The organism is Pigmentiphaga sp. MLSB6-MA01, assembly GCF_058793475.1.
The window spans coordinates 280,444-307,196 of the sequence record NZ_JBXAFV010000005.1 but is presented as its reverse complement, the minus strand read 5'-3'; the positions used below and the strand labels follow the sequence as shown (position 1 = coordinate 307,196).

General features: G+C 68.0%; 21 protein-coding genes, 1 tRNA gene and 1 pseudogene. 15 read left to right on the top strand and 8 right to left on the bottom strand.

Annotation, left to right across the window (positions count from 1 at the left end; genetic code table 11):
- The first annotated feature begins 13 nt into the window (after positions 1-13).
- The 11 genes and pseudogenes from hemE (at position 14) to AC1Q6E_RS11165 (ending at position 15,394) form a co-directional block, all read left to right on the top strand.
- The gene (gene hemE, locus AC1Q6E_RS11215; protein ID WP_296555775.1) at positions 14-1,087 is read left to right on the top strand and encodes a uroporphyrinogen decarboxylase; all 1,074 of its coding nucleotides are present in this window, start codon (positions 14-16) and stop codon (positions 1,085-1,087) included.
- A 405-nt stretch (positions 1,088-1,492) separates the two neighbouring features.
- Positions 1,493-3,706, top strand: a complete 2,214-nt coding sequence (locus AC1Q6E_RS11210; protein ID WP_296555840.1) for a primosomal protein N' — start codon at positions 1,493-1,495, stop codon at positions 3,704-3,706.
- Between the two features lie 193 nt (positions 3,707-3,899).
- A complete protein-coding gene (locus AC1Q6E_RS11205) occupies positions 3,900-5,924 on the top strand; it encodes a UvrD-helicase domain-containing protein (RefSeq protein WP_296555841.1) in 2,025 nt (674 codons plus the stop codon).
- Between the two features lie 173 nt (positions 5,925-6,097).
- Positions 6,098-6,822: pseudogene (locus AC1Q6E_RS11200) on the top strand (PDDEXK nuclease domain-containing protein).
- A 186-nt stretch (positions 6,823-7,008) separates the two neighbouring features.
- Complete coding sequence (locus AC1Q6E_RS11195) at positions 7,009-9,102, top strand: hydantoinase/oxoprolinase family protein (RefSeq protein ID WP_492572747.1); 2,094 nt, start codon at positions 7,009-7,011, stop codon at positions 9,100-9,102.
- Between the two features lie 16 nt (positions 9,103-9,118).
- Positions 9,119-11,305: a hydantoinase B/oxoprolinase family protein gene (locus tag AC1Q6E_RS11190; RefSeq protein WP_152798088.1), complete on the top strand. Its 2,187-nt coding sequence runs from the start codon at positions 9,119-9,121 to the stop codon at positions 11,303-11,305.
- A gap of 11 nt (positions 11,306-11,316) precedes the next feature.
- Entirely contained in the window at positions 11,317-12,075 is a 759-nt protein-coding gene (locus AC1Q6E_RS11185; protein WP_492572746.1) for a dienelactone hydrolase family protein, read from the top strand.
- A 2-nt stretch (positions 12,076-12,077) separates the two neighbouring features.
- The gene (locus AC1Q6E_RS11180) at positions 12,078-13,217 is read left to right on the top strand and encodes a DODA-type extradiol aromatic ring-opening family dioxygenase (protein WP_492572745.1); all 1,140 of its coding nucleotides are present in this window, start codon (positions 12,078-12,080) and stop codon (positions 13,215-13,217) included.
- A 54-nt stretch (positions 13,218-13,271) separates the two neighbouring features.
- On the top strand, positions 13,272-14,135 hold the full coding sequence (locus AC1Q6E_RS11175) for an alpha/beta fold hydrolase (protein WP_492572744.1): 864 nt from the start codon (positions 13,272-13,274) through the stop codon (positions 14,133-14,135).
- The gene (locus AC1Q6E_RS11170) at positions 14,128-14,523 is read left to right on the top strand and encodes a RidA family protein (RefSeq protein ID WP_152798092.1); all 396 of its coding nucleotides are present in this window, start codon (positions 14,128-14,130) and stop codon (positions 14,521-14,523) included. The genes AC1Q6E_RS11175 and AC1Q6E_RS11170 overlap by 8 nt, the downstream gene beginning before the upstream one ends.
- Positions 14,524-14,620: 97 nt before the next feature.
- The gene (locus AC1Q6E_RS11165; protein WP_152798093.1) at positions 14,621-15,394 is read left to right on the top strand and encodes a GntR family transcriptional regulator; all 774 of its coding nucleotides are present in this window, start codon (positions 14,621-14,623) and stop codon (positions 15,392-15,394) included.
- Positions 15,395-15,401: 7 nt separating this feature from the next.
- Here AC1Q6E_RS11165 and AC1Q6E_RS11160 read toward each other — a convergent pair whose 3' ends face one another.
- Positions 15,402-15,869: a YbaK/EbsC family protein gene (locus AC1Q6E_RS11160; protein WP_492572743.1), complete on the bottom strand. Its 468-nt coding sequence runs from the start codon at positions 15,867-15,869 to the stop codon at positions 15,402-15,404.
- 118 nt (positions 15,870-15,987) lie between these two features.
- Between AC1Q6E_RS11160 and AC1Q6E_RS11155 the strand changes: the two genes are divergently transcribed.
- The gene (locus AC1Q6E_RS11155) at positions 15,988-16,761 is read left to right on the top strand and encodes a GntR family transcriptional regulator (protein WP_152798095.1); all 774 of its coding nucleotides are present in this window, start codon (positions 15,988-15,990) and stop codon (positions 16,759-16,761) included.
- Between the two features lie 37 nt (positions 16,762-16,798).
- Here AC1Q6E_RS11155 and AC1Q6E_RS11150 read toward each other — a convergent pair whose 3' ends face one another.
- The 5 genes from AC1Q6E_RS11150 to AC1Q6E_RS11130 all read right to left on the bottom strand — a co-directional run bounded on the left by AC1Q6E_RS11150 (position 16,799) and on the right by AC1Q6E_RS11130 (position 21,593).
- Positions 16,799-17,773: a Bug family tripartite tricarboxylate transporter substrate binding protein gene (locus AC1Q6E_RS11150; RefSeq protein WP_152798096.1), complete on the bottom strand. Its 975-nt coding sequence runs from the start codon at positions 17,771-17,773 to the stop codon at positions 16,799-16,801.
- Positions 17,774-17,995: 222 nt separating this feature from the next.
- Positions 17,996-18,982 (bottom strand): Bug family tripartite tricarboxylate transporter substrate binding protein, encoded by a 987-nt coding sequence (locus AC1Q6E_RS11145; protein ID WP_152798097.1) that lies wholly within the window; start codon positions 18,980-18,982, stop codon positions 17,996-17,998.
- A complete protein-coding gene (locus AC1Q6E_RS11140; protein ID WP_296555786.1) occupies positions 18,979-19,608 on the bottom strand; it encodes a VOC family protein in 630 nt (209 codons plus the stop codon). Before AC1Q6E_RS11140 ends, AC1Q6E_RS11145 begins: the two co-directional genes overlap by 4 nt.
- The gene (locus tag AC1Q6E_RS11135) at positions 19,605-20,570 is read right to left on the bottom strand and encodes a Bug family tripartite tricarboxylate transporter substrate binding protein (protein WP_492572742.1); all 966 of its coding nucleotides are present in this window, start codon (positions 20,568-20,570) and stop codon (positions 19,605-19,607) included. Before AC1Q6E_RS11135 ends, AC1Q6E_RS11140 begins: the two co-directional genes overlap by 4 nt.
- A 57-nt stretch (positions 20,571-20,627) precedes the next feature.
- On the bottom strand, positions 20,628-21,593 hold the full coding sequence (locus AC1Q6E_RS11130; protein WP_152798099.1) for a Gfo/Idh/MocA family protein: 966 nt from the start codon (positions 21,591-21,593) through the stop codon (positions 20,628-20,630).
- 297 nt (positions 21,594-21,890) lie between these two features.
- On the opposite strand from AC1Q6E_RS11130, the gene AC1Q6E_RS11125 reads away from it, so the two are divergent.
- Entirely contained in the window at positions 21,891-22,889 is a 999-nt protein-coding gene (locus AC1Q6E_RS11125) for a LacI family DNA-binding transcriptional regulator (protein ID WP_492572741.1), read from the top strand.
- Positions 22,890-22,914: 25 nt separating this feature from the next.
- On the opposite strand, the gene AC1Q6E_RS11120 is transcribed toward AC1Q6E_RS11125, so the two are convergent.
- Complete coding sequence (locus tag AC1Q6E_RS11120; protein WP_152798101.1) at positions 22,915-23,892, bottom strand: Bug family tripartite tricarboxylate transporter substrate binding protein; 978 nt, start codon at positions 23,890-23,892, stop codon at positions 22,915-22,917.
- A 267-nt stretch (positions 23,893-24,159) separates the two neighbouring features.
- Here AC1Q6E_RS11120 and AC1Q6E_RS11115 point away from each other — a divergent pair, with 267 nt between their 5' ends.
- A complete protein-coding gene (locus tag AC1Q6E_RS11115) occupies positions 24,160-25,389 on the top strand; it encodes a CaiB/BaiF CoA transferase family protein (RefSeq protein ID WP_152798102.1) in 1,230 nt (409 codons plus the stop codon).
- An 82-nt stretch (positions 25,390-25,471) separates the two neighbouring features.
- Here the strand turns inward: AC1Q6E_RS11115 and AC1Q6E_RS11110 are convergent, their stop codons facing one another.
- Positions 25,472-26,353: a c-type cytochrome gene (locus tag AC1Q6E_RS11110; RefSeq protein WP_492572740.1), complete on the bottom strand. Its 882-nt coding sequence runs from the start codon at positions 26,351-26,353 to the stop codon at positions 25,472-25,474.
- A 289-nt stretch (positions 26,354-26,642) separates the two neighbouring features.
- On the opposite strand from AC1Q6E_RS11110, the gene AC1Q6E_RS11105 reads away from it, so the two are divergent.
- A tRNA-Arg gene (locus AC1Q6E_RS11105) sits at positions 26,643-26,718 on the top strand.
- Positions 26,719-26,753 lie beyond the last annotated feature (35 nt).

Below are 26,753 nucleotides of genomic sequence, written 5' to 3'. Positions count from 1 at the left end.
GCCGAGGTCCGCCGTGTCCGAGCCCAAACTCCAGAATGACGTCTTTTTGCGGGCTCTCGCACGCCAGGAAACCGAATACACCCCGGTCTGGCTGATGCGACAGGCCGGTCGCTACCTGCCCGAGTACAACGCCACCCGCGCGCGCGCCGGTTCCTTCCTGGGCCTGGCCAAGAATCCCGACTACGCGACCGAGGTCACGCTGCAGCCGCTGGCGCGCTTTCCGCTGGATGCGGCCATCCTGTTTTCCGACATCCTGACCGTGCCCGACGCCATGGGCCTGGGCCTGGACTTCGCCGTGGGCGAGGGACCGCGCTTCGCCCGCCCGCTGCGCAGCGAGGCCGACGTGGCCAGGCTGGCCGTGCCCGACATGGCCGAACTGGACTACGTGTTCGCGGCCGTGAAGCAGATCCGGCGCGACCTGCAAGGCCGCGTGCCGCTGATCGGTTTTTCCGGCAGCCCGTGGACCCTGGCCTGTTACATGGTGGAAGGGGCGGGGTCCAGCGACTACCGCACGGTCAAGACCATGATGTACAGCCGCCCTGATCTCATGCACCGGATCCTGGAGGTGAATGCCCAGGCGGTCGTCGCCTATCTGAACGCCCAGATCGAGGCAGGCGCCCAGGCTGTCATGATTTTCGACAGCTGGGGCGGTGTCCTGGCCGACGGCCTGTTCCAGGAGTTCTCGCTGGCCTATACCCGAAAAGTCCTGGCCGGGCTGGTCCGGCAGCATGAAGGCCGGCAGGTGCCGGCCATCGTGTTCACCAAGGGCGGCGGGCTGTGGCTGGAAGATATCGCCGCGTCCGGCTGCGATGCGGTCGGCCTGGACTGGACCGTCAATCTTGGCAAGGCGCGTGCCGCCGTGGGGGACCGCGTCGCCCTGCAAGGCAACCTGGATCCGATGACGCTGTTCGGCGGCGCGGACCGCATCCGGGCGGAAGTGGCGCGTACGCTGGACAGCTATGGCGCGGTGCCCGGCCACGTCTTCAACCTGGGCCATGGCATCTCGCAGTTCACGCCCCCCGAAGCGGTGGAGGTCCTGGTCGAGGCCGTCCACCAGCACAGCCGCCGGCAGCGCGGCAGCGCCTAGCTCAGTGTGGACAAGCCCCGCCGCGGCGGGGCGGGATGGCAGTGCTAACCCGTATTGTCTGGTATGCGGATTCAACTTATGCACATTCGCGCCACGACCGGGAATGCATCTTGCACGCTAGATGGGACTACGGTTGTAGGCTTTAAGTTGTTGATTTATCTGGGTTTTCGTGGATCTGTATCATTAGATCCCAAAGTAAGCACTTTTCGTCTACGACCTATTACCTTATTTGTGCGCCGGTTGTCCCCAAAGTTATCCACAGCTTTCGGTCCGGAAAAAAATTCCCTGTCGAGCGCTGGGGTTAGCAAAGGTTCAGAGGTTTTACTTTAAGTTCCCGCGGCCATGGCGCCGCGGTCTTTTGCCGGAGTCCGCCAGTTGTCCACATCCCCGTCCGTCCCTCTATCCATCGTCCCGCCGCGCGGGGAGGAAGGGGCGACCTGGGTACGCGTGGCACTGGATGTGCCGTTGGCCGGGCTGTTCGACTACCGCGCTCCGGCAGGCGCGCGGGTGGGGCAGCGAGCGATCGTTCCCTTCGGCCGGCGGGAGATGGTCGGCATCGTGATCGAGACCCCGCCGGCGCCCGCGCTGGCGGTCGAACAGGTCAAGGACGTGGTGCAGATGCTGGACGATCTGCCACCATTCCCCGATGATTGGCTGAAGTTGGCCGCTTTTGCGGCGGATTACTACCAACGGCCGCTGGGCGAGGTCATGTTGCCCGCGCTGCCCGGACCGCTGCGCAAGCCGGCGGCCTACCAGGGACAGCGTGCGGCGGGCGGGCCGGTGGCGCGGCTGGACGCGAAGGCCGCGCGCGCGGCCAAGCCCAGGCGGGAGCGGCGCAAGAAAGGCGTGGCGGCGGATAGTGAGGGAGTGCCCACTTCCGAGCAAAGTGTTCCTCCACCGGAAAGCCTGGAAGCGACACCTGCCACTCCGCTGGTTTCCCTGCCCACGTTGAACGCCGCCCAGCAAGAGGCGGTGGATGCCTTGTCCGGGCTGTCGGGCTTCAAGCCGGTCCTGCTGCATGGCGTGACCGGCAGCGGCAAGACCGAGGTCTATCTGCGCGTGGCCGAGCGGATCCTGCGCGAAGGCCGGCAGGTGATGCTCCTGGTGCCCGAGATCAACCTGACGCCGCAGCTGGAGCAGGTCTTCCGCCGACGGCTGGAGGCCATCGCGGGCACGGGCGGGGTCGCCGTGCTCCATAGCGGACTGGCCGACGGCGAGCGGCTGCTGGCCTGGCTGCGCGCCGTGCGGGGGCAGGCACGCGTACTGCTGGGGACACGGCTGTCGCTGTTCACGCCGCTGCCCGATCTCGGGCTGATCGTGGTGGACGAAGAGCACGACCCGTCCTACAAGCAGCAGGAGGGGCTGCGCTATTCCGCCCGCGACCTGGCGATCTGGCGCGCCCGCGACCGCGGCGTGCCGGTGATCCTGGGTTCGGCCACGCCGTCGCTGGAGACCTGGCACCACGCCCAGACGGGCCGCTACCTGCTGCTGTCCCTGCCGCAGCGCGCCATGGCCGCGGAACCGCCGCGCATCCGGCTGCTCGACACCCGCAACGTGAAGCTCCAGCAAGGCCTGGCGCCCCCGCTGCTGCAAGCCGTGGCGCAGCGGCTGGAGAGCGGCGAGCAATCCCTGATCTTCCTGAACCGGCGCGGCTACGCGCCCGTGCTGCATTGCGACGCCTGTGGCTGGGTCAGCGGCTGCCCGCGCTGCTCGGCCTACATGGTGCTGCATCGCCAGCCGCCGCGCGTGCCGGGCGGCCCGGGGCGCCACGAACTGCGCTGCCACCACTGCGGCTGGCAGCAGCGGGTGCCGATGGCCTGCCCGGACTGTGGCAACCAGGACCTGCAGCCCATGGGCCGCGGCACGCAGCGGCTGGAAGAGCACCTGGGCGAGCTTTTTCCGGGCGCGCGCGTCGCGCGCATCGACGCCGACAGCACGCGCCGCAAGGGCAGCGCCCAGGAACTGTTCGCCCGCATGCATGCCGGCGACATCGACATCCTGGTCGGCACGCAGATGGTGGCCAAGGGACATGATTTCCAGAACCTGGGCTTCGTCGGCGTGCTCAATGCCGACGCCATGCTGTTCTCGCACGACTTTCGCGCCCCCGAGCGCCTGTTCGCGCAATTGATGCAGGTGGCGGGCCGCGCCGGCCGCGCCGGCACGCCCGCCGAGGTCTACATCCAGACCGGCTATCCCGAACAACCGCTGTACCAGGCCCTGGTGCGCCACGACTATGCGGGCTTCGCGCGCTATGCGCTGCGGGAACGCGAGTCGGCGGGGCTGCCGCCGTTCGCCTTCCAGGCGCTGCTGACAGCCGAGGCGCGGGAGCTGGCGCAGGCCCAGGCGTTCCTGGCGCAGGCCCGGGCCTGGACGGAGCAGCCGCGGGCGGATGGGACCGATTCATCCCAGGCCGCGGATATGTCGCGCATTACGCTCTATGATCCTGTACCGCTGCGCGTGGTTCGCGTGGCCAATGTCGAGCGCGCCCAGTTGCTGGTGGAAAGCGACAGCCGTCCCGCGCTGCAGGGCTTCCTGCGCGCCTGGGCCGCCGTGCTGCCCGGTCTGGCGGCGACCGCGCGGGTGCGCTGGCACCTCGAGGTCGATCCGCTGGAGATCTGATGCGCGATCGCCGGCCGCCGCCCACGCTCGCCCCCGCCCACCGCCCGCGCGGCTGCCCGCCGCGCACCATCGATTCCCAAGCTTCCGTATGACTGCCTCTTCCTCTTCCGCCGCGACCCGTGCCATGGACCGCGCCGAATCGCGGCTGAACAAGCCCGACGGGCGCGCCGCGCTGCCGCCGCTCGACGCCGGCATGAATCCGGCGCAGCGCGAGGCCGTGCGCTACCTGGACGGCCCCTGCCTGGTGCTGGCGGGAGCGGGCAGCGGCAAGACCCGCGTCATCACGCAGAAAATCGCCTATCTGCTGCGCGACTGCGGCTATTCGGCGCGCAACGTGGCGGCGCTCACCTTCACCAACAAGGCCGCGCGCGAGATGGCCGAGCGGGTCGGGTCCGTCGCGCCGCCCAATGCCATCAAGGGCCTGACCATCAGCACCTTCCATTCGCTGGGCGTGAAGATGCTGCGCGAGGAAGCCAAGCAGGTCGGGCTCAAGCCGCAGTTCTCCATCCTGGCGGCGGACGATGCCATGGGCATCGTGCAGGAACTGGTCGCCACGACCGACAAGGGCCTGATCCGCGGCGTGCAGACCGCCATCTCGCTCTGGAAGAACGCACTGGTCGAGCCGGATCAGGCCGAGCGCCTCGCCGCCACCGACAGCGAGCGCGACGCCGCGCGCGTCTACCGCAGCTACAACGCGACCCTGCGTTCTTACCAGTCCGTCGATTTCGACGACCTGATCCGCCTGCCGGCCCGGCTGCTGGAGTCCGACCACGAGGCGCGCGAGCGCTGGCAGTCGCGCATCCGTTATCTGCTGGTGGACGAATACCAGGATACCAACGCCTGCCAGTACCGGCTGGTGCAATTGCTGACCGGGCCGCGCGCGATGCTGACCGCGGTGGGCGACGACGACCAGGCCATCTACGCCTGGCGCGGCGCGACCATCGAGAACCTGGCCAAGCTCACCACCGACTATCCCAGCCTGCGCGTCATCAAGCTCGAACAGAACTACCGTTCCATGCAGCGCATCCTGGCGGCGGCCAACAGCGTCATCGGGCACAACCCCAAGCTGTTCGACAAGAAGCTGTGGTCCGACCTGGGCGTGGGCGATCCGATCGGCGTCATTCCCATGGACGACGAAGAGGCCGAGGCCGAATCCGTCGCCATGCGTATCTCCGCCGCGCGCTTCGAGCTGAAGGCGGACTGGCGCGACTTCGCCATCCTCTATCGCAGCAACCACCAGGCCCGCACCCTCGAACAGGCGCTGCGCAACCTGAAGATCCCGTACATGGTGTCGGGCGGGCAGAGCTTCTTCGACAAGGCCGAGGTGCGCGACATCATGGCCTACCTGCGCCTGATCGCCAACGACGAGGACGACCCGGCCTTCATCCGCGCCATCACCACGCCCAAGCGGGGCGTGGGGCAGTCGACCCTGGAAGTCCTGGGCACCTATGCGGGCGAACGCGAGATCCCGCTGTTCACCGCCGTGTTCGAGACGGGCCTGGAGCAACGCCTGCAGCCGCGCCAGCTCGGGCCGCTGCGCGAATTCTGCGAGTTCATCAACCGCATGCAGTGGCGCGCCGGCGCGGCCAAGGGCGATGCCGCCCCGTCGGGCGAGAGCGCCTCCGAGATCCTGGACGACCTGGTGCGCGCCATCCAGTACGAACGCTACCTGTACGATCACTTCGACGAGCGCGGCGCGCAGAACCGCTGGCAGACAGTGCTGGATCTGCTGGGCTGGCTCAAGCGCAAGGCCGAGGAAGACAAGATGAGCCTGATGGACCTGGTCCAGCACATCGCGCTCATCACCATGCTCGAGAAAAACGACGACGAGGATCCCGACCTGGTGCGCCTGTCCACGCTGCACGCCTCCAAGGGGCTGGAGTATCCGCACGTGTTCCTGGTCGGCACCGAGGAAGGGCTGCTGCCTCACCTGGGCAAGGATGACGAGGAAGGCGATCCCGCCAAGGCGGCCGAATCGCTGGAAGCCCGGGTGCAGGAGGAACGCCGCCTGATGTACGTCGGCATCACCCGCGCGCGCCGCACGCTGAACGTCACCTGGTGCAAGAAGCGCAAGCGCGGCCGCGAGGACATCGCGCGCGAGCCTTCGCGCTTCATCAAGGAAATGGGGCTGGAGACCGACGAGGTGGCCGACGCCACGCCCGGGCTCAGCGCCAAGGAAAGGCTGGACCGGCTGAAGTCGTTGCTGAAGAAGGACTGAGCCTCGGGCGAGGTTCTTTTCACGATGGTTTCAGCTTGGTGCTTGACTGGGCCACGCTGCAGCTTGATGCGGCAGGGCTATCAAAAACAACGTAGGGGCATACACGGTGGAGGCGCAGGTATGACAGGGCGCGCAAGGTATCCACATCATCATCAGTAGCGCCGTCTGCGCTATTGGGCGACATTCGAGCACTGATTGAGACGTCGCGCCGCCGCGCCGCCTCGGCAGTCAATGCTGAGCTGACCCTGTTGTTTTGGCGCATCGGCTATTGCATCCAAACAGAAGTGCTGGCGGGCCAGCGGGCCGGGTACGGTGAGGAAATCATGCCGTCCCTGGCCAAGCAGCTTGCCCGCGACTACGGGCGGGGCTTTGGAGAGAAGAACTTGCGCCGCATGGTCAAGTTCGCTGTCACTTTTCCTGATGAGTCAATTCTCGCGACACTGTTGCGAGAATTGAGTTGGTCGCACTTTGTTCTGCTGCTGGTGCTTAAAGAGCCGATGCAGCGGGACTACTACGCGCAGATGGCGGGGGCCGAGCGCTGGAGTGTGCGCGCGCTATGGATCTGTTGTTCTACAACCGCAAGCTGCGTCGGCTAGTGGCCGTCGAATTAAAGATCGGCGAATTCAAGGCCACATACAAAGGGCGGATGGAGCTTTATCTGCGCTGGCTCGATAAGCATGAACGCGAGCCGGAGGAAGCCTCGCCACTCGGAATCATTCTTTGCACTGGCAAGAAACGCGGATAGATCGAATTACTGGAGTTGGACAAATCAAGTATTCACGTTGCCGAGTATCTGACCACCTTGCCACCGCGTGCGGTGTTGGGCGAGCGGTTGCAGCAGGCGATTGAACGGGCACGACTGCAGATCGAGCAGCGGCAGGCGGACGAAGAATCCTGAATTCTTGATTGTGGTGTAACGTGGGCTTCATCCTTAAAAGGGTAATTACCTAGTCCTTTAACATTCTATAGTTCTATACATAGAATGTTTTTCGAGTTCTAATAGCGCCAGATTCGGACGCGGCCGCGTGGCGGCCGTGTGCCGGGGAACGATCGCCCGCTGGGGCGGCATCTGGAGGAAAGACTCGTGTCTTACATAGGTACGGATATCGGAGGGACGTTCACCGACCTCGTTCTTCTGTCCGACGACGGCGACGTGCGCATCTTCAAGGCGCTGACCACGCCCGACGACCGCACGCGCGGCGTGCTGGACGCCATGAAGCTGGCGGCCGAGGCGCTGGGCATCCCGGCCGAGCGGCTGGTGGCCGAACTGAAATACTTCTCGCACGGCACCACCGCCGCGACCAATGCCTTCATCGAGCGCAAGGGCGCGAAGACGGGGCTCCTGACCACGCGCGGCTTCGAGGACACGCTGCGCATCCAGCGCGCCATGGGCGGCTGGATCGGCATGCCCACGCACGAGATCTCGCATTTCTCGAAGCGCCGCGTGCCCGAGCCCATCGTTCCGCTGGACCTGATCAAGGGCGTGGCCGAGCGCGTGGACTACAAGGGCGAGGTCATCGTTCCGCTGGACGAGGCGGCGGCGCGCCAGGCCATACGCGAACTGCGCGACGCGGGTGTCGAGGCCATCGCCATCAGCCTGCTGTGGTCGTTCCGCAATCCGGCGCACGAGCGGCGCCTGGCGGAACTGGTGGAAGAGGAAGCGCCGGGGTTGTTCGTGACGATGTCTTCGCTGCTGGTGCCCATCATCGGCGAATACGAACGCACCTCGACGACGTCGATCAACGCCTACCTGGGGCCGGTCATCCACCGCTACATCAACGGGCTGGAAGGGGCGATCCGGCGCTTCGGCTTCCGGGGACCGATCTCCATCATGGAGTCGGGCGGTGGCGTGCTGCCGGCGGCCGAGGCCGCGTTCCAGGCCGCCAACCTGCTGACCTCGGGGCCGGCCGGCGGCGTGCTGGCGTCGCAGAAGCTGGGCGACCTGCTGGGCTACCGCAACGTGCTGACGGCCGACATGGGCGGCACCAGCTTCGACGTGGGCCTGATCGTGGACGGCCAGCCGTTGCTGGAAACCGTGCGCGAGGTGGGCCGTTTCCACGTGGCGCTGCCGTCGATCAAGGTCACGGCCATCGGCGCGGGCGGCGGCTCCATCGCCCGCGTGCGCGACGGCCACCTGACCGTGGGCCCGGAAAGCGCGGGCTCCACGCCGGGGCCGGCGTGCTATGGCCGCGGCGGGGTCGAGCCGACCATCACCGATGCCGACGTGGTGCTGGGCATCATCGATCCGCGCTACTTCCTGGGCGGCCGCATGGCGCTGGACGTCGAGGCCGCGCGCGAATCGGTGCGCAAGCACGTGGCCGAGCCGCTGGGCATGAGCGTGGAAGAGGCGGCCGCGGGCATCCGCGAAGTGGCCAACAACCAGATGGCGGATTTGCTGCGCCGGGTCACGCTGCGCGCGGGCTACGATCCGCGCGACTTCGTGCTGATGGCCTACGGCGGCGCGGGCGCCACGCACGCGCACCAGTACGCCGAGGTGGCCGGCATCGGCAAGGTGGTCGTGCCCAATACCGGGCCGGCGCATTCGGCCTACGGCACGGTCACGGGCGACCGCCACCGCTCGTTCTCGCTGGCGGTGGGCCAGCACGCGCCGGCACGCTTCAAGCGGGCGTCCGAGCACATCGACATCGCGGCCCTGAACGAAGGCTTCGGCCAGATCGAGGCCCGGGCGCGCGAGGCGCTGGGCGACGACGTCACCATCCACCGCTACATCGGCATGCGTTTCCGCCAGCAGGTGCACGAGATCGGCGTCGAGGTGCCGGCCGGGCAACTCCAGGCCGCCGACGTGGACGCGCTGGTGGATGCCTTCGAGGCGCAGTACGAGCGGATCTACGGCAAGAACACCGCGCTGCGCAGCTCGGGCGTGGAGTTCACCGTGGTGCGGGTCGAGGGCACGTCTCCCGTCATCCAGCCGGCGGCGCGCCAGGTCGACGGCGCCGGCCGCTCGAACCGGCCGGTATCCGACCGCCAGGTCTATTTCTACGGCCACGGCTTCATCCGCGCCGACATCTACCGCAGCGAGGACGTGGGGCCCGGCCACACCATCGAAGGCCCCTGCATCATCGAGCGGCCCGACACCACCATCGTCGTCGGCCCCGGCCAGTCGGTCGACATGGAGCCCTACGGCAACTTCGTGATTTCCATCGCGCGCAACCAATAACGCTATCGAGACGAGCATGCATCAGGTCTACGAATACACGGCCAAGGAGGTCGACCCGATCACCTTCGAGGTGATCCGCCACCGGCTGCTGTCGATCACCGACGAGCAGGCCTCCACGCTGGCCTCGGTGTCGGGGTCGGCGCTGGTGAACGAGGCGACCGATTTCAACACCGGCCTTTATCGCGCTTTCGGCGAAGTGGTCACCATGGGCAAGACGGTCACTTTCCATGCGGCCTCGCTGTCGCTGATGGTCAAGCACGTGATCGAGGATTGCGAGGATACGGTCGGCATCAATCCCGGCGACATGTTCATCGTCAACCACCCGCACAAGGGCGCGCTGCACTGCCCGGACGTGGGGGTGCTGGCACCCATCTTCGTCGACGGCAGGCGCATCGGCTGGACCGGCGCCTGCGCCCACCAGCTGGACGTGGGCGGCATGGTGCCGGGCAGCTTCGCGTCGATGGCCAAGGACATCCGCCAGGAAGGCATGCTGATCCCGCCGGTCAAGATCATCGACCGTGGCGAACTGCGCAGCGACGTGCTGAACTTCATCACCGGCATGTCGCGCCTGCCCACCAACATCAGCCTGGACCTGAAAGGACTGATGGCGGCCAACAACATCGGCGTGAAGAGCCTGCTCGACACCATCGCCAAGTACGGCGTGGACACGGTGCTGACGGTGATGGACGGCATGATGAGCCTGTCCGAGACCAAGATGCGCAAGCGCCTGAAGGAACTGCCCGACGGCGTGTTCCGCGCCCAGGCCTTCCTGGACCACGACGGCTTCGACAACAAGATCTACAAGATCCACGTCGAACTGCGCAAGCAGGGCGACCGCATCGTGTTCGACTACACCGGGTCCGACGCGCAGGCGCCAGGCTTCGTCAACGCCACGCGCACGGGTCTCCTGGCCGGGGTCTACGCCGGCATCCTGCCGGTCATCGCCTACGATCTGTCGTGGAACGAGGGCCTGCTGCGGCCGCTGGAAGTGCTGTCCACCGAAGGCTCCATCGTCTCGTGCAGGTTCCCGGCGCCGTGCAGCCAGGGGCCGCTGGGCGCGATGTGGCTGGTCGAGGTCACCACCACCGAGGTCATCTCCAAGCTGATGGCCACCCACCCGGACTACCTGGCCGAGGCGCAGTCGTCGCCGGCCAGCGGACCGGACCTGTTCCACATCCACGGCCGCAACCAGTACGGCGAACCGGCCACCGCGCCCATCCTGGAAGTGATGCTGTCGGGCGGCGGCGCCTATGCCCACCGCGACGGTGTGAGCGTCTCGGGCCAGCGCAACATTACCGCGGGCCGCGCGCCCAACGTCGAGACCACCGAGCTGAAGCTGCCGGTGCTGTACATGTACCGCCGCATCATCACCGACAGCTCGGGCGCCGGCCGCAACGTGGGTGGCCAGGCCGCTGGCGCGGCATTCGTGCTGCACGGCGTGGACGAGGTCGAATCGCTGGTCGCCTGCCACGGCTACCAGTCGCCCACCTCGCGCGGCCTGTTCGGCGGCTATCCCAGCGGCTGCAACCATCGCCGCTTCCTGCGCCACAGCAACATCCGCCAGTTGCTGGCGGATGGCGTGTTCCCCGACCGCATGGATGGACTGGAAGGCGAGGAAGTCGAGTTCAACGCCAAGCCGCCCGAATTCGAGTTCGGCAAGGACGATGTCTACGAATGCAATCCCACGGCCGGTGGCGGCTGGGGCGACCCGCTGGACCGGCCGGCCGGCAGCGTGGCGGCGGATGTCGCGGCCGGGGCCTTCTCGGCCCGGGTGGCCGAACGCATCTTCGGCGTGCTGATTCAGGGCGGTGGCCTGGACGAGGCGGCCACCACCGCCGCGCGCGCGGCGATCCGCCGGCGCAGGCTGGCGTGGCCCGCCGGCAAGGCACTGGCCGTTCAGCCGCAAACGGACGGGGCCGAGCCCGTGGCCATCGTCGGCGACGTGGCGCGCATCGTGCGCGCGGCCGGCACGCCCTACCTGGTCTGCAACAGCTGCGACACCGCCATCGCGCCGGCGGCGGAGAACTGGAAGGACTACGCGCGCCACCACCTCGCCACCCCCGAGGACCTGGGACCGCGCGTGCGCATCCACCACGATCTCGAGGTCGTCCAGCACGCCTGCCCGCATTGCGCCACGCTGCTCGACGTCGAGGTGCGCCGCAAGGGCGAGGCTTCCCTGTTCGACATCCAGGTCGCGGCCTGAAGGAGGCATCCATGAACAAGCGAACCAGCCATGGCCGCTGGGTGACCTTTCCCAGCGGCGGCGACCAGGTGCGCGGCTACCTGGCCGAGCCCGAGGGCGACGAGGTGCTGGGCGCGGTGGTCTGCGCGCCCGAGAACCTGGGAGTGACCGAGCACCGCCAGGAGGAAACGCGGCGCCTCGCGGCCGAGGGCTTCATCGTCCTGACCGTGGACCCGTACAGCCGCATCGGCGGCCGGCCGCCGCAGGACTACACGACCGCCGAGGAACGGCGCAGCAAGGCCTTCATCGCCGCGCGCGACGAGGTCGTGGTGCCCGACTGCCAGGCGGCGCTGGACTGGCTGCGCACGCAGCCCCGGGTGGGCCGCGTCGGCGCCCTGGGCTACTGCCTGGGCGGCGGCACGGTGCTGGCCTGGGCGGCCGGCACGCGCGAGCTGGCCTGCTCGGTGGTGCTGTACGCGCTGCCGGTGGTGCCCGCCGCCTACGCGCCCGACGGCCGCGACCGTTCGCGCATCGCGCTGGCGCCACGCATCCAGGCGCCCATGCAATTGCATTTCGGCGAGGCCGACGAAGCCATTCCCCTGGCGCAGACCCTGGCGCTGAAGGAGGCGCTGGAAGCGCGGTCGCCCGCGCCCATTTCGTTCCACGTCTATGCCGGCGCGCGCCATGCCTACATGGACAGCACGCTGGAGCGCTATTCGCCCGAGGCGGCCGCGCTGACCTACGAGCGCTTCGTGGACTTCCTGCATCGCCACCTGGACCGGGAGGCTTGACCATGGGCCGCATCGCCTGGGCCGCCGCTACCGCCCATACCGGGGCCATGATGCGCACGCCCAAGGGCGACCCGGACGACCTGGCGCGCGCCGGCCGCGTGTTCCAGGCCTTCTCGGCCCTGTCCGCCTCGCTGCGGGCGGCGCGCCCGGATGTGCTGGTCGTCGTCGCCACCGACCATTTCCTGACCTTCGACCAGGCGGCGCTGCCGGTGTTCGCCATCGGCACCGGCGCCGCGTTTCCGGGGCATGGGGAATTCGGCGTGCCCAAGCGCGACTACGCTGGCGTGGCGGGGCTGGGCGAGGCGGTGCACGCGGGCATGGTGGCGGCCGGCTTCGACGCGGCCGGCGCGCGCGGGCTGCCGCTGGACCACAGCTTCTCGTGTCCGCTGCAATTGCTGCTGGACGGCTGGGACGTGCCGGTGCTGCCGGTGTACGTGAACTGCACCATCGAGCCGCTGCCGCGCCTGGACCGCTGCCTGGACTTCGGCCGCGCGCTGGGCGAGGCGCTGCGCATGCAGGAACTGGCGCCGCGCGTGGCCGTGCTCGGCACCGGCGGCCTGAGCCACTGGGTCGGCATGCCCGAGACCGGACACATCAACCGCGATTTCGACCGCCGCTTCCTGGAAGGCTTCGCCGCCGGCCGGTTCGACGAGATCGCCGGTTGGGACGCGGCCGAAGTGGTGCGCAGCGCCGGCAACGGCGCGGCCGAGATCCGCAACTGGCTGCTGGCGGCGGGCGCGGCCCGGGCCTCCGGCGCGCGGGTGGCGGCCTACGAACCGGTGCAGGCCTGGGTGACCGGGATAGGCGTGACCGAACTGCTGCTGCCTCCGGTGGATGCGCCCGAAGCCGCTTCCGGGCACGCGGGCGTGGCGGGACGCGACCGGCACGCCCTGGAGCGCTACCTGTTCCGCTTCGACAAGGAACAGGTTCTGCAGGAGGCGTTGAAGGCCGAGGCCGCGGACGCCTTCGACGGCCATGCGCTGGACGACGAGGAACGGCGCGTCCTGCGCGAACGCGATCTGGCCACCTTGTACGAGTGGGGCGTGCATCCGCTCCTGATCCGCAATTTCGCCGGCACCCTGGGGCTGCGCTACGTGCAGGCCTACCACGACCGCGGCCTGTTGCCGCGGCACGGCAACTGAGCTAGCGGGCCCCGCGACGGGCGGGGCCCATCTCTTCGACTGGAGACATCGACCATGAATGACACGGCAATTCGATCGCGCTGGGTACTGGCCAACGGCGTGCGCACGCACTACGCGGAAGCGGGCGACCAGGGCCGCACGCTGGTGGCGCTGCACGGCGGTGGCGCGGGCTCGTCCGGCGCCTCGGGCATGGGCCTCGTGCTGCCGCTGCTGGGCAGGGACTTCCGGGTGGTCGCGCCCGATTCCATCGGCGGCTTCGGACTGACGGATACCCAGGCGCCCACGCCCTACGGGCTGATCAGCCGCGCGGCGCACACCGCGGATTTCGTCGACGCGCTGTGCCTGGACAAGTTCTCGGTGCTGGGCAATTCGCAGGGCGCGTGGTCGGGCGTGTACTACGCCATGCTGCATCCGGACCGCGTCGAGAAGCTGGTCATCGTGTCCTCGCTCACCATCGCCGGCTCGCTGGGCCTGAAACAGGCGCCGAACGAGGCCATGCACGCGCTGATGGGCTATGACGGCTCGCGCGCCGGCATGAAGCGCCTGCTGGAAGCCTTGATCATCGACAAGTCGCGCATCACCGACGCGCTGATCGACGATCGCCAGCGCGCCGCCACGCGCCCCGGCGCGTTCGAGGCTTTCCAGCGCATGGCGCAGGGCATAGATTTCGTGCGCAACGACCCGGTGCTCAAGCTCCAGACCCAATGGCAGGAAGCGCTGCCCGCGCTGACGCGGCGCATCCCCACCCTGATCCTGTGGGGCGAGGAAGATACCTTCGCCGTGCCCGCCACCGGCCGCGCCTTGGCCGAAATGTTGCCCGATGCGCGCATCGAATGGGTGCCCGGGGCTGGCCACCAGGTACAGACCGACGCGCCGGACCGCGCCGCCACCATCATCCGGGAGTTCCTGAATGGATAGGCAGAGCATGCCGCAATCGCCGGACTCGCCCGAGCGCATGGCCGGCATGGTGCCCGGCGTGCGGGCGGGGGGCTTCTTGTTCCTGTCGTCCATACGCGGCCGCGATCCGGCCACCGGAGGCATGCCCGACGATCCCTACGAACAGGCCTGCCAGGCGCTGCGCAATGTCGAGGCGGTGCTGGCCGCGTCCGGGGCGACGCTCCAGCACGTGGTGAAGGTCACGCTCTATCTGCATGACCTGGACAAGCGCAAGGGCTTCCATCAAGCGTGGATGGAGTTCTTTCCGAAGGATCCGCCCGCCCGCATCGCCGTGGGCGTCGCGGATGCCAATGGGGCGCCGGGCGGCAACGCGCACTACGCGCTGGACGTGATCGCGCTGGCGCCGTGACGGGGCGGCTCGATTGCCAGCGCCCGCCATGCACCGGCACAATGTGCGTTTGCGCCCCGGGCGCGAGACCGGCCATCCGCCGTAGGTGATTCGCTTCATGGCATCAGCACGACGCACTACCGACGCTTCCGATACTTCCGCGCGCGCCGCCAACAGCGGCCCGCGCGGCGGGCTGCCGATGTACGCGCAGCTCTTCGCGCTGTTCCGGCAGCGTATCGAGAACGGCATCTGGCCGCTGAACGAATGCATTCCGTCGCTGGACGAGCTGATGGAGGAGTTCGACGTGGGCCGGGTCACGGTGCGGCATGCGCTGGGCATGCTGGAAGCCGAGGGGCTGGTGGGCCGCTTCCGTGGCCGCGGCACCTTCGTGATGGCGCGTCCCCAGTCCAACATCTGGTATCGCATCCCGATGAACTGGGACGAACTCACCGGGCCGCAGCCCGACATCGAGGTCGAGTGGCTGGAAAGCCACGAGTGCGCGCAGCCGCCCGCCTCGGTGCACGCCGGGGCCGCGCTGGGCGAGTCCTACCAGGCGCTCAAGCGGCGTCTGCTGCGCCACCACATTCCTTATGGCATCGGCCATACCTACATCGAGAAAAACGTCTATGCCGCATTCGGCGCCGACGTGCTGGCCAAGCCCATCCCGCTGAAGATCCTGGACGCCCGCCTGCCGGGCGGGGTCGGCCATGCCGAGCAGACGGTGCGCGCCAGCGTGGCCGACCTCGACACGGCCCGCCTGCTCGACCTGACCTCGGGCGCCCCGGTCATCCAGGTGACGCGTTCGGTGCTGGATCGCCGGGGCGTGCTGGTCTACGAATCGCTGGGTGTCTTCCGCGGCGATTTCGTCGAGATCCACACCGACCTGAAGTAGGCGCGCCTCAGGCCGTTTCCTGGCTGACGTCCACCCATTGCGCCCCGACCAGCTCGGCCAGGCGCCGCGGCGCGATGCGCACCGCGCTGTGCGTGGAGCCCGCCGCGGGCAGCACTTCGTCGTAGGCTTGCAGCGAAACGTCGCAATACACGGGCAGCGGCGTGGCCAGCCCGAATGGACACACGCCGCCCACCGGGTGCCCGGTCACGGCCACTACCTCGTCGGCCGGCAGCATCTTCACGCGTCCGCCGAACACGGCCCTGGCCTTCTTGTTGTCCAGCCTCGCGTCGCCGCGCGTCACGACCAGCACCTCGCGGTCGCCCGCCCGCAGCGACAGGGTCTTGGCGATCTGGCCGGGCATGACGCCGTGGTGCCGCGCGGCCAGTTCGACGGTGGCGGTGCTGTGTTCGAGTTCGATGATGGCGATGTCGGGCGCGTGGGCGGCCAGGAAATGGCGGACGGATTCTAGACTCATGCGGGAAGATGCGCGGTGCCTGGAGAGCGACGACTATAGCCCACCCTCCGGGCGCCGCCGGTGGCCGGACAGGCCACTGATAGAATGAAAGGCTAGTCAACCAGCACATCCCCCCCTCATGACGTTGCCTCCCCCTCGCGCCACCCGCACGACGCCGTCGACCGCCATCGCGAACCTGGCCCAGGTGGGGACGCCCATCTACGTCAAGCTGGTGATGTCCTTCAGGAGGCGGATCGAGACGGGCGAATGGGCCGTGGGCCAACAGATCCCGTCGCTGGATGAACTGGCCCGCGACGAAGGCGTGGCGCGCGCCACCATCCGCCACGCCATCGGCTTCCTGGAGTCCGAGGGCCTGATCGGTCGCTACCGCGGCCGCGGCACCTTCGTCCTGCGCCGGCCGCAAAGCGGGGTTTTCTACGATATTCCGACCAGTTGGGATACCCTGGTCAATCACGTACCCGACATCCAGATCGAGTGGCTGGAAAGCAGCACGGTGATGCGGCCGCAATCGATCAACCACCACGGCGGCTCGCTGTCGCCCGACGGTTACCAGCACCTGCGCCGGCTGCAGAAGCACAATCAGATCCCGTATTTCGTCGGCGACTCGTATGTGGAGCGCACGATCTTCCGCGCCATCGGCAAGAAGGCGTTCAACTCGCCCGTGCCCATGCAACTGATACAGAATCACGCGGGTGACCGCATCGGCCGTGCCGAGCAGACCATCCAGGCCAGCAACGCCGATTTCGAGGTGGCGCAGTTGCTGGACGTGCCGGTGAACACCGCCATCATGGTGGTGACCCGCTCGGTGTTCGATACGGGCGAAGTCCTGGTGTATGAGTCCCAGGGCCTGTTCCGCAGCGACTTCGTGCGGGTGCACATGCGGCTGAAATAGCGCCGGCGCCTGGTGCGCCGGCGGGCCGGGCGGCGGGCTATTCGATGCTGATGCCCAACCGCTTGATGCGCGTTTCCACCTCGGCCAGTTCGTCGCGCACGCGCGTGGACAGCTCGGCCGGCGTGCTGCTCTGGGGCTCGATGCCCAGCGCCGCGAATTTTTCGATCAGCTCCGGATCCTTCAGCACCTGCGCGATACCGGCGTTGAGCTTCTGCACCACGGCCGCGGGCGTGCCCGCCGGCGCCACCAGGCCGACCCAGGTCTCGATAGCCAGGTCGGGGCCGCCGGATTCCTTGACGGTGGGCACCTGCGGATAGTCGGTCAGCCGCTGCGGCGACGCGGTGGCCAGCATCTTGAGCTTGCCGGCCTTGACCAGCGGCAGGCCCGAGCCGATGGTGGCCACGCTGAAGCTGATGTCGCCATTGGCGACCGCCGTGTAGATCTGCGCGCCTTCCTTGTAGTGGACCGGCATCATCTCGGTGCGCGTGGCCTGGGCCAGGATGGCGCCGCCGAAGTGGGCGGGGCTGCCCACGTAGGGCGTGCCGTAGGTGATCTTCTTCGGATCCTTGCGGGCCGCTTCGATCAGGTCGCGCATCGAGGCATAGGGAGCCGAGGCGGACGTGTAGAACAGGAAGGGCGCGCGGAAGAACATCGACACCGGCGCGAAGTCCTTTTGCGGATCGTAGGGGACCGAGGCCAGCAGCTTGGGATTGGTGGTCATGTGCGCGTCGCCCACGACCAGCAGGGTGTAGCCGTCGGGCGCGGCCTGTTTGGCGGCGCCCAGCGCGAGGAAGCCGTTGGCGCCCGGCTTGGCTTCGATGACGATGGGCTTGCCCCATAGCTTGCCCAGTTTATCGGCCATGATGCGCGTGGCGACGTCCGGCGTCAGGCCGGCCGGGTAGGGGGTGACGAGGCGTATGGGGCGCGCGGGAAAATCGTCGGCGTAGGCGGCCTGGATGCCGGCAAGCGTCAGGCTCGCCGCGACCAGGCGACACGATAGACTGGGGTTCAAGCTTGTCTCCTCGATGCGTCGCTCGACGCGCGGGCGCCAGGGTGCCTGCCCGGACGCTCGGTTTAATGTGATAGTAAACTATACTACTAGCTATTATGAGCCGACTGCGGACCGACGGCAAGCGGGGGATGGCGAGGAGGGAGGGGGCGCCCCGGACGAGACCGGCACCGCTAGTCAGCTAGATCGATGAACGCCACCCTGGGGCGATGGCGGTCCGGCGCCTCAGTCGCCGACGACGTTGGCGGCTCGGATGACGCCGCGCCAGCGGGTGATCTCTTCGGACAACCGCTGCGCCAGCAGGCCGGGCGGGCCGGTTTCGATGTCGATGCTCAGGGCGGCCAGGCGCCGGCGGACCTCGGGTTGCGACAAGGCCCTGGCCAGCGCGGCGTTGAGCGTGGCTGCCACGTCGGCGGGCAGGCCCGCGGGGGCGAACACGCCCCACCATTGCCCCAGGTCCAGGTCGGGCAGAGGCAGTCCGGCTTCGACGAAGGTGGGAATGTCGGGCAGCGAGGCCGACCGGCGCGGCCCCGTCAGCGCCAAAGCCCGCACCTTGCCGGCCTCGATGCTGGGCTTGGCCACCGAGAAGGCCGCGAACATGCCGGTCAGGTGGCCGCCCAGCAGGTCCACCATGGCGGGGCCGCCGCCTTTGTAGGGCACGTGCAGCGCATCGATGCCAGCGGCCAGGCGCAAGGCTTCGAAGCTGAGTTGCGTGGGGGTGCCGTTGCCGGCCGACCCGTACTGGAGCCTGCCTGGTTGCGCGCGCGCCAACGCGACCAGATCCGGCACGCTGCGGGCTTGCACCGAGGGATGCACGATGAGCACGAAAGGCGCGGTACCGATGAAGCCGACCGGCGCGAATGCCTTGCGGGGGTCGAATGCCTGGCTTTCGTATAGCGAGGGCATGATGGCCATGGAGTTTTCGCCCAGCAGCAGCGTGTGGCCATCGGGCGCCGAGCCCGCCACCTGCCGCCACGCCGGATAACCGTTGCCGCCAGCGCGGTTCTCGACGATTACCGTCTGTCCCAGGGCCGCGCCCAGCTCGGTAGAGAGGTGGCGGGCCAGGATGTCGGTGGCGCCGCCTGGCGCGAAGCCCACTACCAGCCTGACCGGGCGTTCGGGATAGGCCGCCGCGCCAGGTCCGGCGAGCGCTGCCATCAGCAGGACCGCGCCCGGGGCCAGGCCGGCGCGGCGGCTGGCGACGGGCCTCATGGCTGTCTCTCCGTCCGCGGGATGGCAGGGTTCGACATGGTCGTTTCCGTGCCGTCGCGGTTGACCAGGGTCACGGGCCAGTCCATGCCCGGCTGCGGCCAGTTCGCCCAGGCCTCGGCGAACGAGTGGCTCAGCACTTCGAATACGTTGCCGAACGGATCTTCCGCATAGGCCAGGCGATAGGGCTTGCCTGGAATCATGGGGAACACGGGGGTGCGCTGTTTGCCGCCGGTGGCCACGATCTTCTCCAGCAAGGCTTCCACGTTCGGGTCGGTATAGCAAAGATGCCAGTAACCCTGGCGCCAATACTCCATGTTCAGGTCCGGGGCATAGGGCACGACGGCGGGATCGACGTACTGGAAAAGCTCCAGGCCGACACCGTTGGCGGTCATCAGCTGTGCCTGATAGGCCTTGCGAAAGCGCGGACCCATGATGACGGCGGCCCGTTTTTCGTTCTGTTCTCCCGCGTCCAGGACGCGCGGTCCCATCAGCAGGGTGAAGCCCAGGACTTCGCTGTACCAGTCGATGGCCGGGTAGATGTCGGGTACGGTCAGGCCGATATGGTTGAGCGCGCGCGGGTAAGTGATCATGTTGCGGTCTGCCTGGGTGGGAAAAGAAGTAGTCATTGGGATTCGATGCCGGCGTCTTTCACCAGCCGCCGATACTTCGCGAGTTCGGATTGCAGGTACGCGGCCGCCTCGGCGGGCGTACTGCCGATCAGTTCGAAACCGTTGCGGGCGAACTGCTCCCTCACATCGGGCTGGGCCAGTACCTTGACGAGGTCGGCATGGATGCGCGCGGTCACCGCGGACGGCAGGCCGGCCGGGCCGAACAGGCCGTACCAGGGCGCCATTTCGAAGCCCGGCAACCCGGATTCGGCGATGGTGGGGATATCGGGGGCGGCGGACGAGCGGCCCAGGCTGGCCAGGCCCAGCGCGCGTACCTTGCCGGTACGAAGGTGCGGCAACGCGGTCGACAGGGTGACGAACATCAACGGCAACTGGCCGCCGATCACGTCCACGATGCCCGGGTTCTCGCCCTTGTAGGGCACATGCTGCATGCGTGTCCCCAACGCCAGGTTCAGCATTTCGCCGGCCAGGTGCTGGGTCGATGCCTGGCCGCCCGAGCCGAAGCTCAGCGTCTGGCCATGCTGTTTCGCATACCGCATGAAGGCGGGGAAGTCGCCGGCGGGCAGGGCGGGGCCGGCGACCAGTACCGTAGGCACCGAAGCCACCACCGAGATCGGCGTGAAATCCTTGACCACGTCATAGGGCAGGCTGCGGGTGGTGGCCGCGGCGATGGCGGTGCTCGTCTGCGGCGACAGCAGCAGGGTATGGCCGTCGGGCGGCGCCTTGGCCACGAGGTCGGCGCCGATCGTGCCGCTGGCGCCGGGCTTGTTCTCGACGATGACGCTCTGGCCCCAGTTCTGCGAAAGTTTCTGCGCAATGAGGCGCGCCGCGATGTCGGTGCCGCCTCCGGGGGCATTGCCGACGACGATGCGGACCGGCCGGTCCGGATACTGCGGCTGGGCGCTTGCGGGACTGGCGAGCAGCATCAGTCCCGCCCAGAGCAAGGCGTGCGTTTTCATGAGGCGTCTCCTCCTGGTGCCTGTCGGCCCGGGGTTGTTGTGGTGGTGGCGCGGGTGCTACGGCCTGATGGCGCCGCGCCGGTCGATCGATTGCAGGATGGCGTCGAGCGCAACCGAGACGGCCACGATCTCGTCCATGCCGATCAGGAACTCGCCGTGGCCCTGCGCGGCTTGGGCAAACGATTCCAGGCAGGCCAGGAGCGATTGGCCCGGTGCCAGTTCGCGATGTTCCGGCGCCTTGCCTGGCCGCCGGATCACGAGCTGGGTCTCGCCCAGCGCTTCGACCGAACCCTGGTCGCCGAAGACATGCACGCGCCAATACAGGGGGGTGGAGCGCACGGCGGCGAACGAGCCGCTGATGCCGCGCTCGAAACCGAGCATGACGGTCAGCGTGTCGCGCGGATCGGCGCCCGCGCGCGTCGTCAGCAACTGGGCGGACACCTCGGACACCGGTCCGGCCACGCTGACCAGCGCGTCCAGGACATGGATGCCGGAGCCGGTCAGCCCGCCTCCGGGCGCTTCGTGGGGAATCTCGCGCCAGGCGGTGAAGTTGCCGGAGTTCTGGTTGCTGGAATGTCCTTCGACGTGCAGGATCTGTCCCAGGCTGCCGCCGGCCACGATCTCGCGCAGGGCGATCATGGAAGCCCAGAAGCGCTTGTTGTGGCCCACGGCCAGCACGCGATCCGCCGCCCGGCATGCCGCGGCGGCGGCCCTGGCTTCGTCTGCCGTGAGCGCCAGCGGTTTTTCGCAGAAGACATGCTTGCCCGCTCGCGCGGCCGCCAACACCTGCGCGGGATGCAGCGAGTGGGGAGTCGCCAGGACCACCGCGTCGATGCGGGGGTCGGCCAGCACCGACTCGTAGTCGGCGGTCAGGGCCAGTCCGTGGCGGGAAGCGAAGTCGCGCTTGGTGTCGATGTCGCGCGCGACACCGGTGGTGAACCGCATGCCCGGGCTCTTGCCTTGCACGGCTTCGACAATGCTCTTGCCCCACCAGCCCAGTCCGACGATCGCGGCCTTGATCATGATTGCCTCTTTCCTGTTCGATGAATGATGCAGCCGCGACAGGGGGGATCGCTACAATGCGGCGCAACGGGCACCTGCCCGATGCGACGGAACCGACGATCCGGGGGGACCCGGCCGATGTTCTGCAAACGTTTGCAGTAATCTAGGTGGAAATTTTCCCGTGCGCTAGTTTTTTCGACTATCTACAGGGATTTCCATAATAATTGGCGCATTGATATCAGTTTTTATCTGACAAAACAGCCGGTTCTGTATGAGAACGATTGCAAAATGAATGCAAAAAAACCCAGGTCATCGGCAGTGACGATCGAGGATGTCGCGCTGGCGGCGGGCGTGCACGTGGCGACCGTGTCGCGCGCGTTGCGCGAGGGGGGCATGGTGGCGCCCGCCACCCGCGAGAAGGTCCAGGCCGCGGCGCGCCGGCTCGGCTACCGGCCCAATGTCGCCGCGGCCACGCTGCGCACTCGCCGCAGCAGCCTGGTGGGCGTCATCGTGACGGACCTTGGCAATCCTTTTTTCGGCCCGATTCTCAAGGGGTTGGAAACCGAGCTTCGCAAGAGCGGATGGATGTCGCTGGTGGTGCAGCCGCCCGAAGACGCCGCCGGCCGGCGCGACGTGGTGCTGGCCCTGGCTGATCGCCAGGTAGGCGGGCTGATCATCGGCGCGGCCGAAATCGACGACCCTTTGCTGGACACCGCCGATGGCCTGCAGTTGCCGGTGGTACTGGTGAACCGTGGCTACGGCGAGCGCCGTTTTCCCAGCATCGTGACCGACGACCGCGAAAGCATGCGGCTGGCGCTGGACCACTTGCTGGCGCTGGGGCACCGCCACATCGCCCACATTGCCGGACCCCGTTCCAGTTCCACTGGCCGCGCCCGTGCGGAGGCCTTCGGCGATCTGTGCCGCCAGCAGGGCATCGGCGATGCCATCATCGTCGAGACGCCGGCGTTCACGCGCGCCGCGGGCAACGAAGCGGCGCTGTCGGTGCTCGACGTGGTGGCTCCGCCGACTGCCGTCGTGGCCGGCAACGACATGCTCGCGCTGGGCGTGCTCGACGCTGCCGGGCACTGCGGGCTATCGGTGCCGGGGGACCTGTCCCTCGTCGGGCACAACGACATGCCCCTGGTGGACCTGATCGATCCGCCGCTTACCACCATCCGCGTGCCGGTGGAGCAACTGAGCCGCCAGGCCGCGCGCCTGTTGATCGAGCAGATGCACAACGCGGACGAGGCCGTGATGATGCGGGTCATGATGCCGAGCCTGGTCGTGCGCGCGTCCACGGGGCCGGCGCGGCGCTGACGCGCCGTCGGCCCGTGAGGCGACGCTACTGCGCGGTGATGTGGCGCTCTTTGATGATCGCGCCCCAGGTGGCCGATTCGTCGGCGATGAACTTGGCGAGTTCTTCGCGGCTCATCGGATCCGGCGTCAGTCCGTGCTTGATCAACTGCGCCGATACATCGGGATCCTTCAGCACCTTCACGATTTCCTCGTTCCAGCGGTCGAGTATCCCGGCGGGCGTCTTGCCTGGCGCGACGAAGGCGTACCAGTTGGTGGCATTGAAGCCGGGGATGCCGGACTCCGCGATGGTCGGAACATCGGGCATGAAGGCCGGGCGCTTCAGGCCGGTCGTGGCGATGGCGACCACCTTGCCGGTCTCGATATGGGGCTGGGCCGAGGAAGGCGTCGAGTAATACGAGGCGACCCGCCCCGACAGCAGGTCCACCATGGCCGGCGCGCCGCCCTTGTAGGGAACGTGGACGACGTTCACGCCGGCGCGCTGGTTGAGCAGCTCGCCCGCCAGGTGCGAGGCCGAGCCGGCGCCGGTCGAGGCGTAGCTCATCTTCTCGGGATGTTTCTTGGCCATCTCGACGTAGTCGTTCAGCGTCTTGATACCCAGGCCGGCGTAGGCCACCAGTACATTCGGAAAGTTGACGCCCATGGTGATGGGCGCCAGGTCCTTGACCGGATCGTAGGGCAGCTTCATCAAGTGGGGCGCGATGGCCAGCGGGCCGATCGAGCCGAGCAGGATGGTGGCGCCGTCGGGTTCGGCGCGCGCGACCAGATCGTGGGCGATGTTGCCACCCGCGCCGGCCTTGTTCTCGACCACCACCGGCCGGCCGAGGTTTTCCGACAGCTTCCTGGCGATCAGGCGGGCCGCGGTGTCCGAGCCGCCGCCGGGCGCGAAGCCGACGACCATGGTGATCGACTTGCGTGGAATGTCCTGGGCCGCGGCCAGCGGCGGCAGGGCACAGGCGAACGCGGCCGCGATCCACGCGGCCGGCATGAGCGGGTAACGATGCATGGCTCCTCCGTTATGGTTGTCAGGGAGACCGGGGCGGCCTCTGTCGTCGGGCCAGCATACGAGGAGCTTTTCGGTGACGTAATCACCTGGCATGAATGGGGGCATCACGACTCGTGACGGGGTGGTGCCGGCCGGGACCGCCGTCGCCGGTGGCCGGGCTCGTGATTTCCCGGGGAAGCCGCCGTGCCCGTGCGGTAAGCTTACGGACTGCCCGGCATTCGCCGGTCCCGCGGTCTTGTTCTTCCTTCACGCGAATTCGAGCCAAGCATGACAGCACGTACTTCTCCCCTGGCCGGTATCCGAGTCCTCGACCTGACCCGCGTCCTGGCCGGACCCTGGTGCACCCAGAACCTGGCCGACCTGGGCGCCGAGGTGATCAAGATCGAACGACCGGGATCGGGAGACGACACGCGCAGCTGGGGGCCGCCGTTCCTGAAGGACAGCGAGGGCCGAGACACCGCCGAGGCCGCCTACTACCTCAGCGTCAACCGCAACAAGCGGTCGGTCGCGCTGGACATCGCCACGCCCGAAGGCGCGCGGCTGGTGCGCGAACTGGCGGCGCAGTGCGACATCCTGATCGAGAACTTCAAGGTCGGCGGACTGGCGAAGTACGGGCTGGACTATGCTTCGATGAAGGAAGTGAATCCGCGCCTGATCTATTGCTCGGTGACCGGGTTCGGCCAGACCGGCCCCTACGCCAGCCGTCCCGGCTACGATTTCATGATCCAGGGGCTGGGCGGCTTCATGAGCATCACCGGCGAGCGGGACGGCCTGCCGGGTGCCGGCCCGCAGAAGGCCGGCGTGGCCGTGGCCGACATCCTGACCGGCATGTACGCGACGGTGGGCATCCTGGCCGCGCTGCAGGAGCGCCAGCGCAGCGGCCAGGGCCAGCACCTGGACATCGCGCTGCTGGATACCGTGGTGGCCATGCTGGGCAACCAGGCACTCAACTACCTGACCTCGGGCGTCGCGCCGCAGCGGGCCGGCAACGCCCATCAGAACATCGTGCCCTACCAGGTGTTCGCCGCGTCGGACGGCCACCTGATCGTCGCCGTGGGCAACGACGGCCAGTTCCGCGCCTACTGCGGCGTGCTGGAAGCGCCGCAACTGGCCGACCATCCCGACTACAGCATCAACAGCAACCGCGTCATCAACCGCGACCGGCTCGTGCCCATCCTGGCCGACCTCATGGAAAAGAAGCCGCGCGACTACTGGCTGGAGCGGCTGGAAGCCGTGGGCGTGCCCTGCGGCCCCATCAACACCATCGACCAGGCCTTCGACGATCCCCAGATCCAGGCCCGCGGCCTGCGCCTGGATCTGCCGCACCCGCTGGCGGGCACGGCGCCTTCCGTCGCCAGTCCGCTGCGCCTGTCCGACACGCCGGTGCAATACCGCCACGCGCCGCCGCTGCTGGGACAGGACACGGAAGCCGTGCTGCGCGACTACCTGGGCCTGAGCGACGAAGCCATCCAGCGCCTCGTGCCACCCGCCGCGTAGCGGCGCCCCGGTTGGTGCAATAAAAAACCCGGCCCCCTTTCGGTGGGCCGGGCATCTTTGGGATCGACGCGGGCGAGGTTGCTTACTTGGCTGCGTCGACCATGTACTGCACCGCGGCGCGGATGTCCGCTTCGGTCGCGTTCGCGGCGCCGCCCTTCGGGGGCATCGCGCCCTTGCCCTGCATCGCGACCGACACCATGGCGTCCACCCCGGTGGCGACGTACTTCGCCCAGGCGGCCTTGTCGCCGAACTTGGGCGCGCCGGCGATGCCGGTGCCGTGGCAGGCGAAACAGGTGGCGTCGTACAGCTTCTTGCCGTCGGCCGTGGAGGCGGCGGCGGGTGCCGCGGCAGGCGCGGCGGCCTGCGGAGCGGGAGCGGCCGGCTCGGCAGCAGCGGGCGCGGCAGGAGCCGAAGGCGCGGCTGCCGGGGCTTCCGCGGTGGCGGCCGGCGCGGGCTCGGCGGGTTCCTTGAGGTTGGCGCCGCTGTTGTTGGCCATGTAGACCACCGCGCGCGCGACTTCGAAGTCGTCCAGGTCGGGGTTGCCGCCCTTGGCCGGCATGGCGCCCTTGCCGTGCAGGGCGACCTGCAACATGGCGTCGAAGCCGGTGGATACGTACTTGGCCCACGAACCGCTGTCGCCGAACTTGGGCGCGCCGGCCACGCCGGCGGCGTGACAGGTGGCGCAGACCGCCTTGTAGACCGCTTCGCCGCTCTGGAACACCCGCGGGGCGTTGGCGTCGCGCAGCTCGAAGCCGGCCACCGGCTTGATGCGGGCCTCGATGGCCTCGGGCGTTTGCGCGTCGGAACCCGCGTTGGACTTATTGCCGCTGGTAACGAAGTTCACGAGCAGCAGGATGGTGATGATGGGGACGAGGAAAGCCAGTATGACCACCGTGATCAGCTGACGAGGCGTCCTGATCGGCGAGGTATGTTCTTCTTCGTGGTTATGCTGCGCGTTGCTCATTGCCAAGTCCTGCAAGTCTATGGGCCGGGCACGCCCGACACGTGACGGTTTATGGGATTTTGATGACTGCTTGCTTTGATACTTGTATTGCGCTGGATGGGCGGCCGCCTATCTCCTCCCGGCCGGCTGCTTTCCCGCACATAAACGCCTGATTATAGCGGCTGGGCCGTCTCTCGGCTCAATCGGTGTTTTTGCCGCCGGGCCGCCCCAAGGCAAAAGCGCCCCCTCGGGGGGCAGCGCCGCCGCGCAAAAGACGAAATCTTCCAGGCAGGGTACAATAAGCGGCTGCGCGCCCGTAGCTCAATGGATAGAGTACTGCTCTCCGAAGGCAGGGGTTGCTGGTTCGATCCCAGCCGGGCGCGCCATTTTCCGCTTTTCCCCGTGCAGCCATCCGCCGCTG

Bases quoted from the DNA above. Each gene is read 5' to 3' on its own strand.
- AC1Q6E_RS11205 (WP_296555841.1), top strand. From the start codon at position 3,900: ATGAATCCGGCGCAGCGCGAGGCCGTGCGCTACCTGGACGGCCCCTGC.
- AC1Q6E_RS11190 (WP_152798088.1), top strand. From the start codon at position 9,119: ATGCATCAGGTCTACGAATACACGGCCAAGGAGGTCGACCCGATCACC.
- AC1Q6E_RS11185 (WP_492572746.1), top strand. From the start codon at position 11,317: ATGAACAAGCGAACCAGCCATGGCCGCTGGGTGACCTTTCCCAGCGGC.
- AC1Q6E_RS11180 (WP_492572745.1), top strand. From the start codon at position 12,078: ATGGGCCGCATCGCCTGGGCCGCCGCTACCGCCCATACCGGGGCCATG.
- AC1Q6E_RS11175 (WP_492572744.1), top strand. From the start codon at position 13,272: ATGAATGACACGGCAATTCGATCGCGCTGGGTACTGGCCAACGGCGTG.
- AC1Q6E_RS11170 (WP_152798092.1), top strand. From the start codon at position 14,128: ATGGATAGGCAGAGCATGCCGCAATCGCCGGACTCGCCCGAGCGCATG.
- AC1Q6E_RS11165 (WP_152798093.1), top strand. From the start codon at position 14,621: ATGGCATCAGCACGACGCACTACCGACGCTTCCGATACTTCCGCGCGC.
- AC1Q6E_RS11160 (WP_492572743.1), bottom strand. From the start codon at position 15,869: ATGAGTCTAGAATCCGTCCGCCATTTCCTGGCCGCCCACGCGCCCGAC.
- AC1Q6E_RS11155 (WP_152798095.1), top strand. From the start codon at position 15,988: ATGACGTTGCCTCCCCCTCGCGCCACCCGCACGACGCCGTCGACCGCC.
- AC1Q6E_RS11145 (WP_152798097.1), bottom strand. From the start codon at position 18,982: ATGAGGCCCGTCGCCAGCCGCCGCGCCGGCCTGGCCCCGGGCGCGGTC.
- AC1Q6E_RS11140 (WP_296555786.1), bottom strand. From the start codon at position 19,608: ATGACTACTTCTTTTCCCACCCAGGCAGACCGCAACATGATCACTTAC.
- AC1Q6E_RS11135 (WP_492572742.1), bottom strand. From the start codon at position 20,570: ATGAAAACGCACGCCTTGCTCTGGGCGGGACTGATGCTGCTCGCCAGT.
- AC1Q6E_RS11130 (WP_152798099.1), bottom strand. From the start codon at position 21,593: ATGATCAAGGCCGCGATCGTCGGACTGGGCTGGTGGGGCAAGAGCATT.
- AC1Q6E_RS11120 (WP_152798101.1), bottom strand. From the start codon at position 23,892: ATGCATCGTTACCCGCTCATGCCGGCCGCGTGGATCGCGGCCGCGTTC.
- AC1Q6E_RS11115 (WP_152798102.1), top strand. From the start codon at position 24,160: ATGACAGCACGTACTTCTCCCCTGGCCGGTATCCGAGTCCTCGACCTG.
- AC1Q6E_RS11110 (WP_492572740.1), bottom strand. From the start codon at position 26,353: ATGAGCAACGCGCAGCATAACCACGAAGAAGAACATACCTCGCCGATC.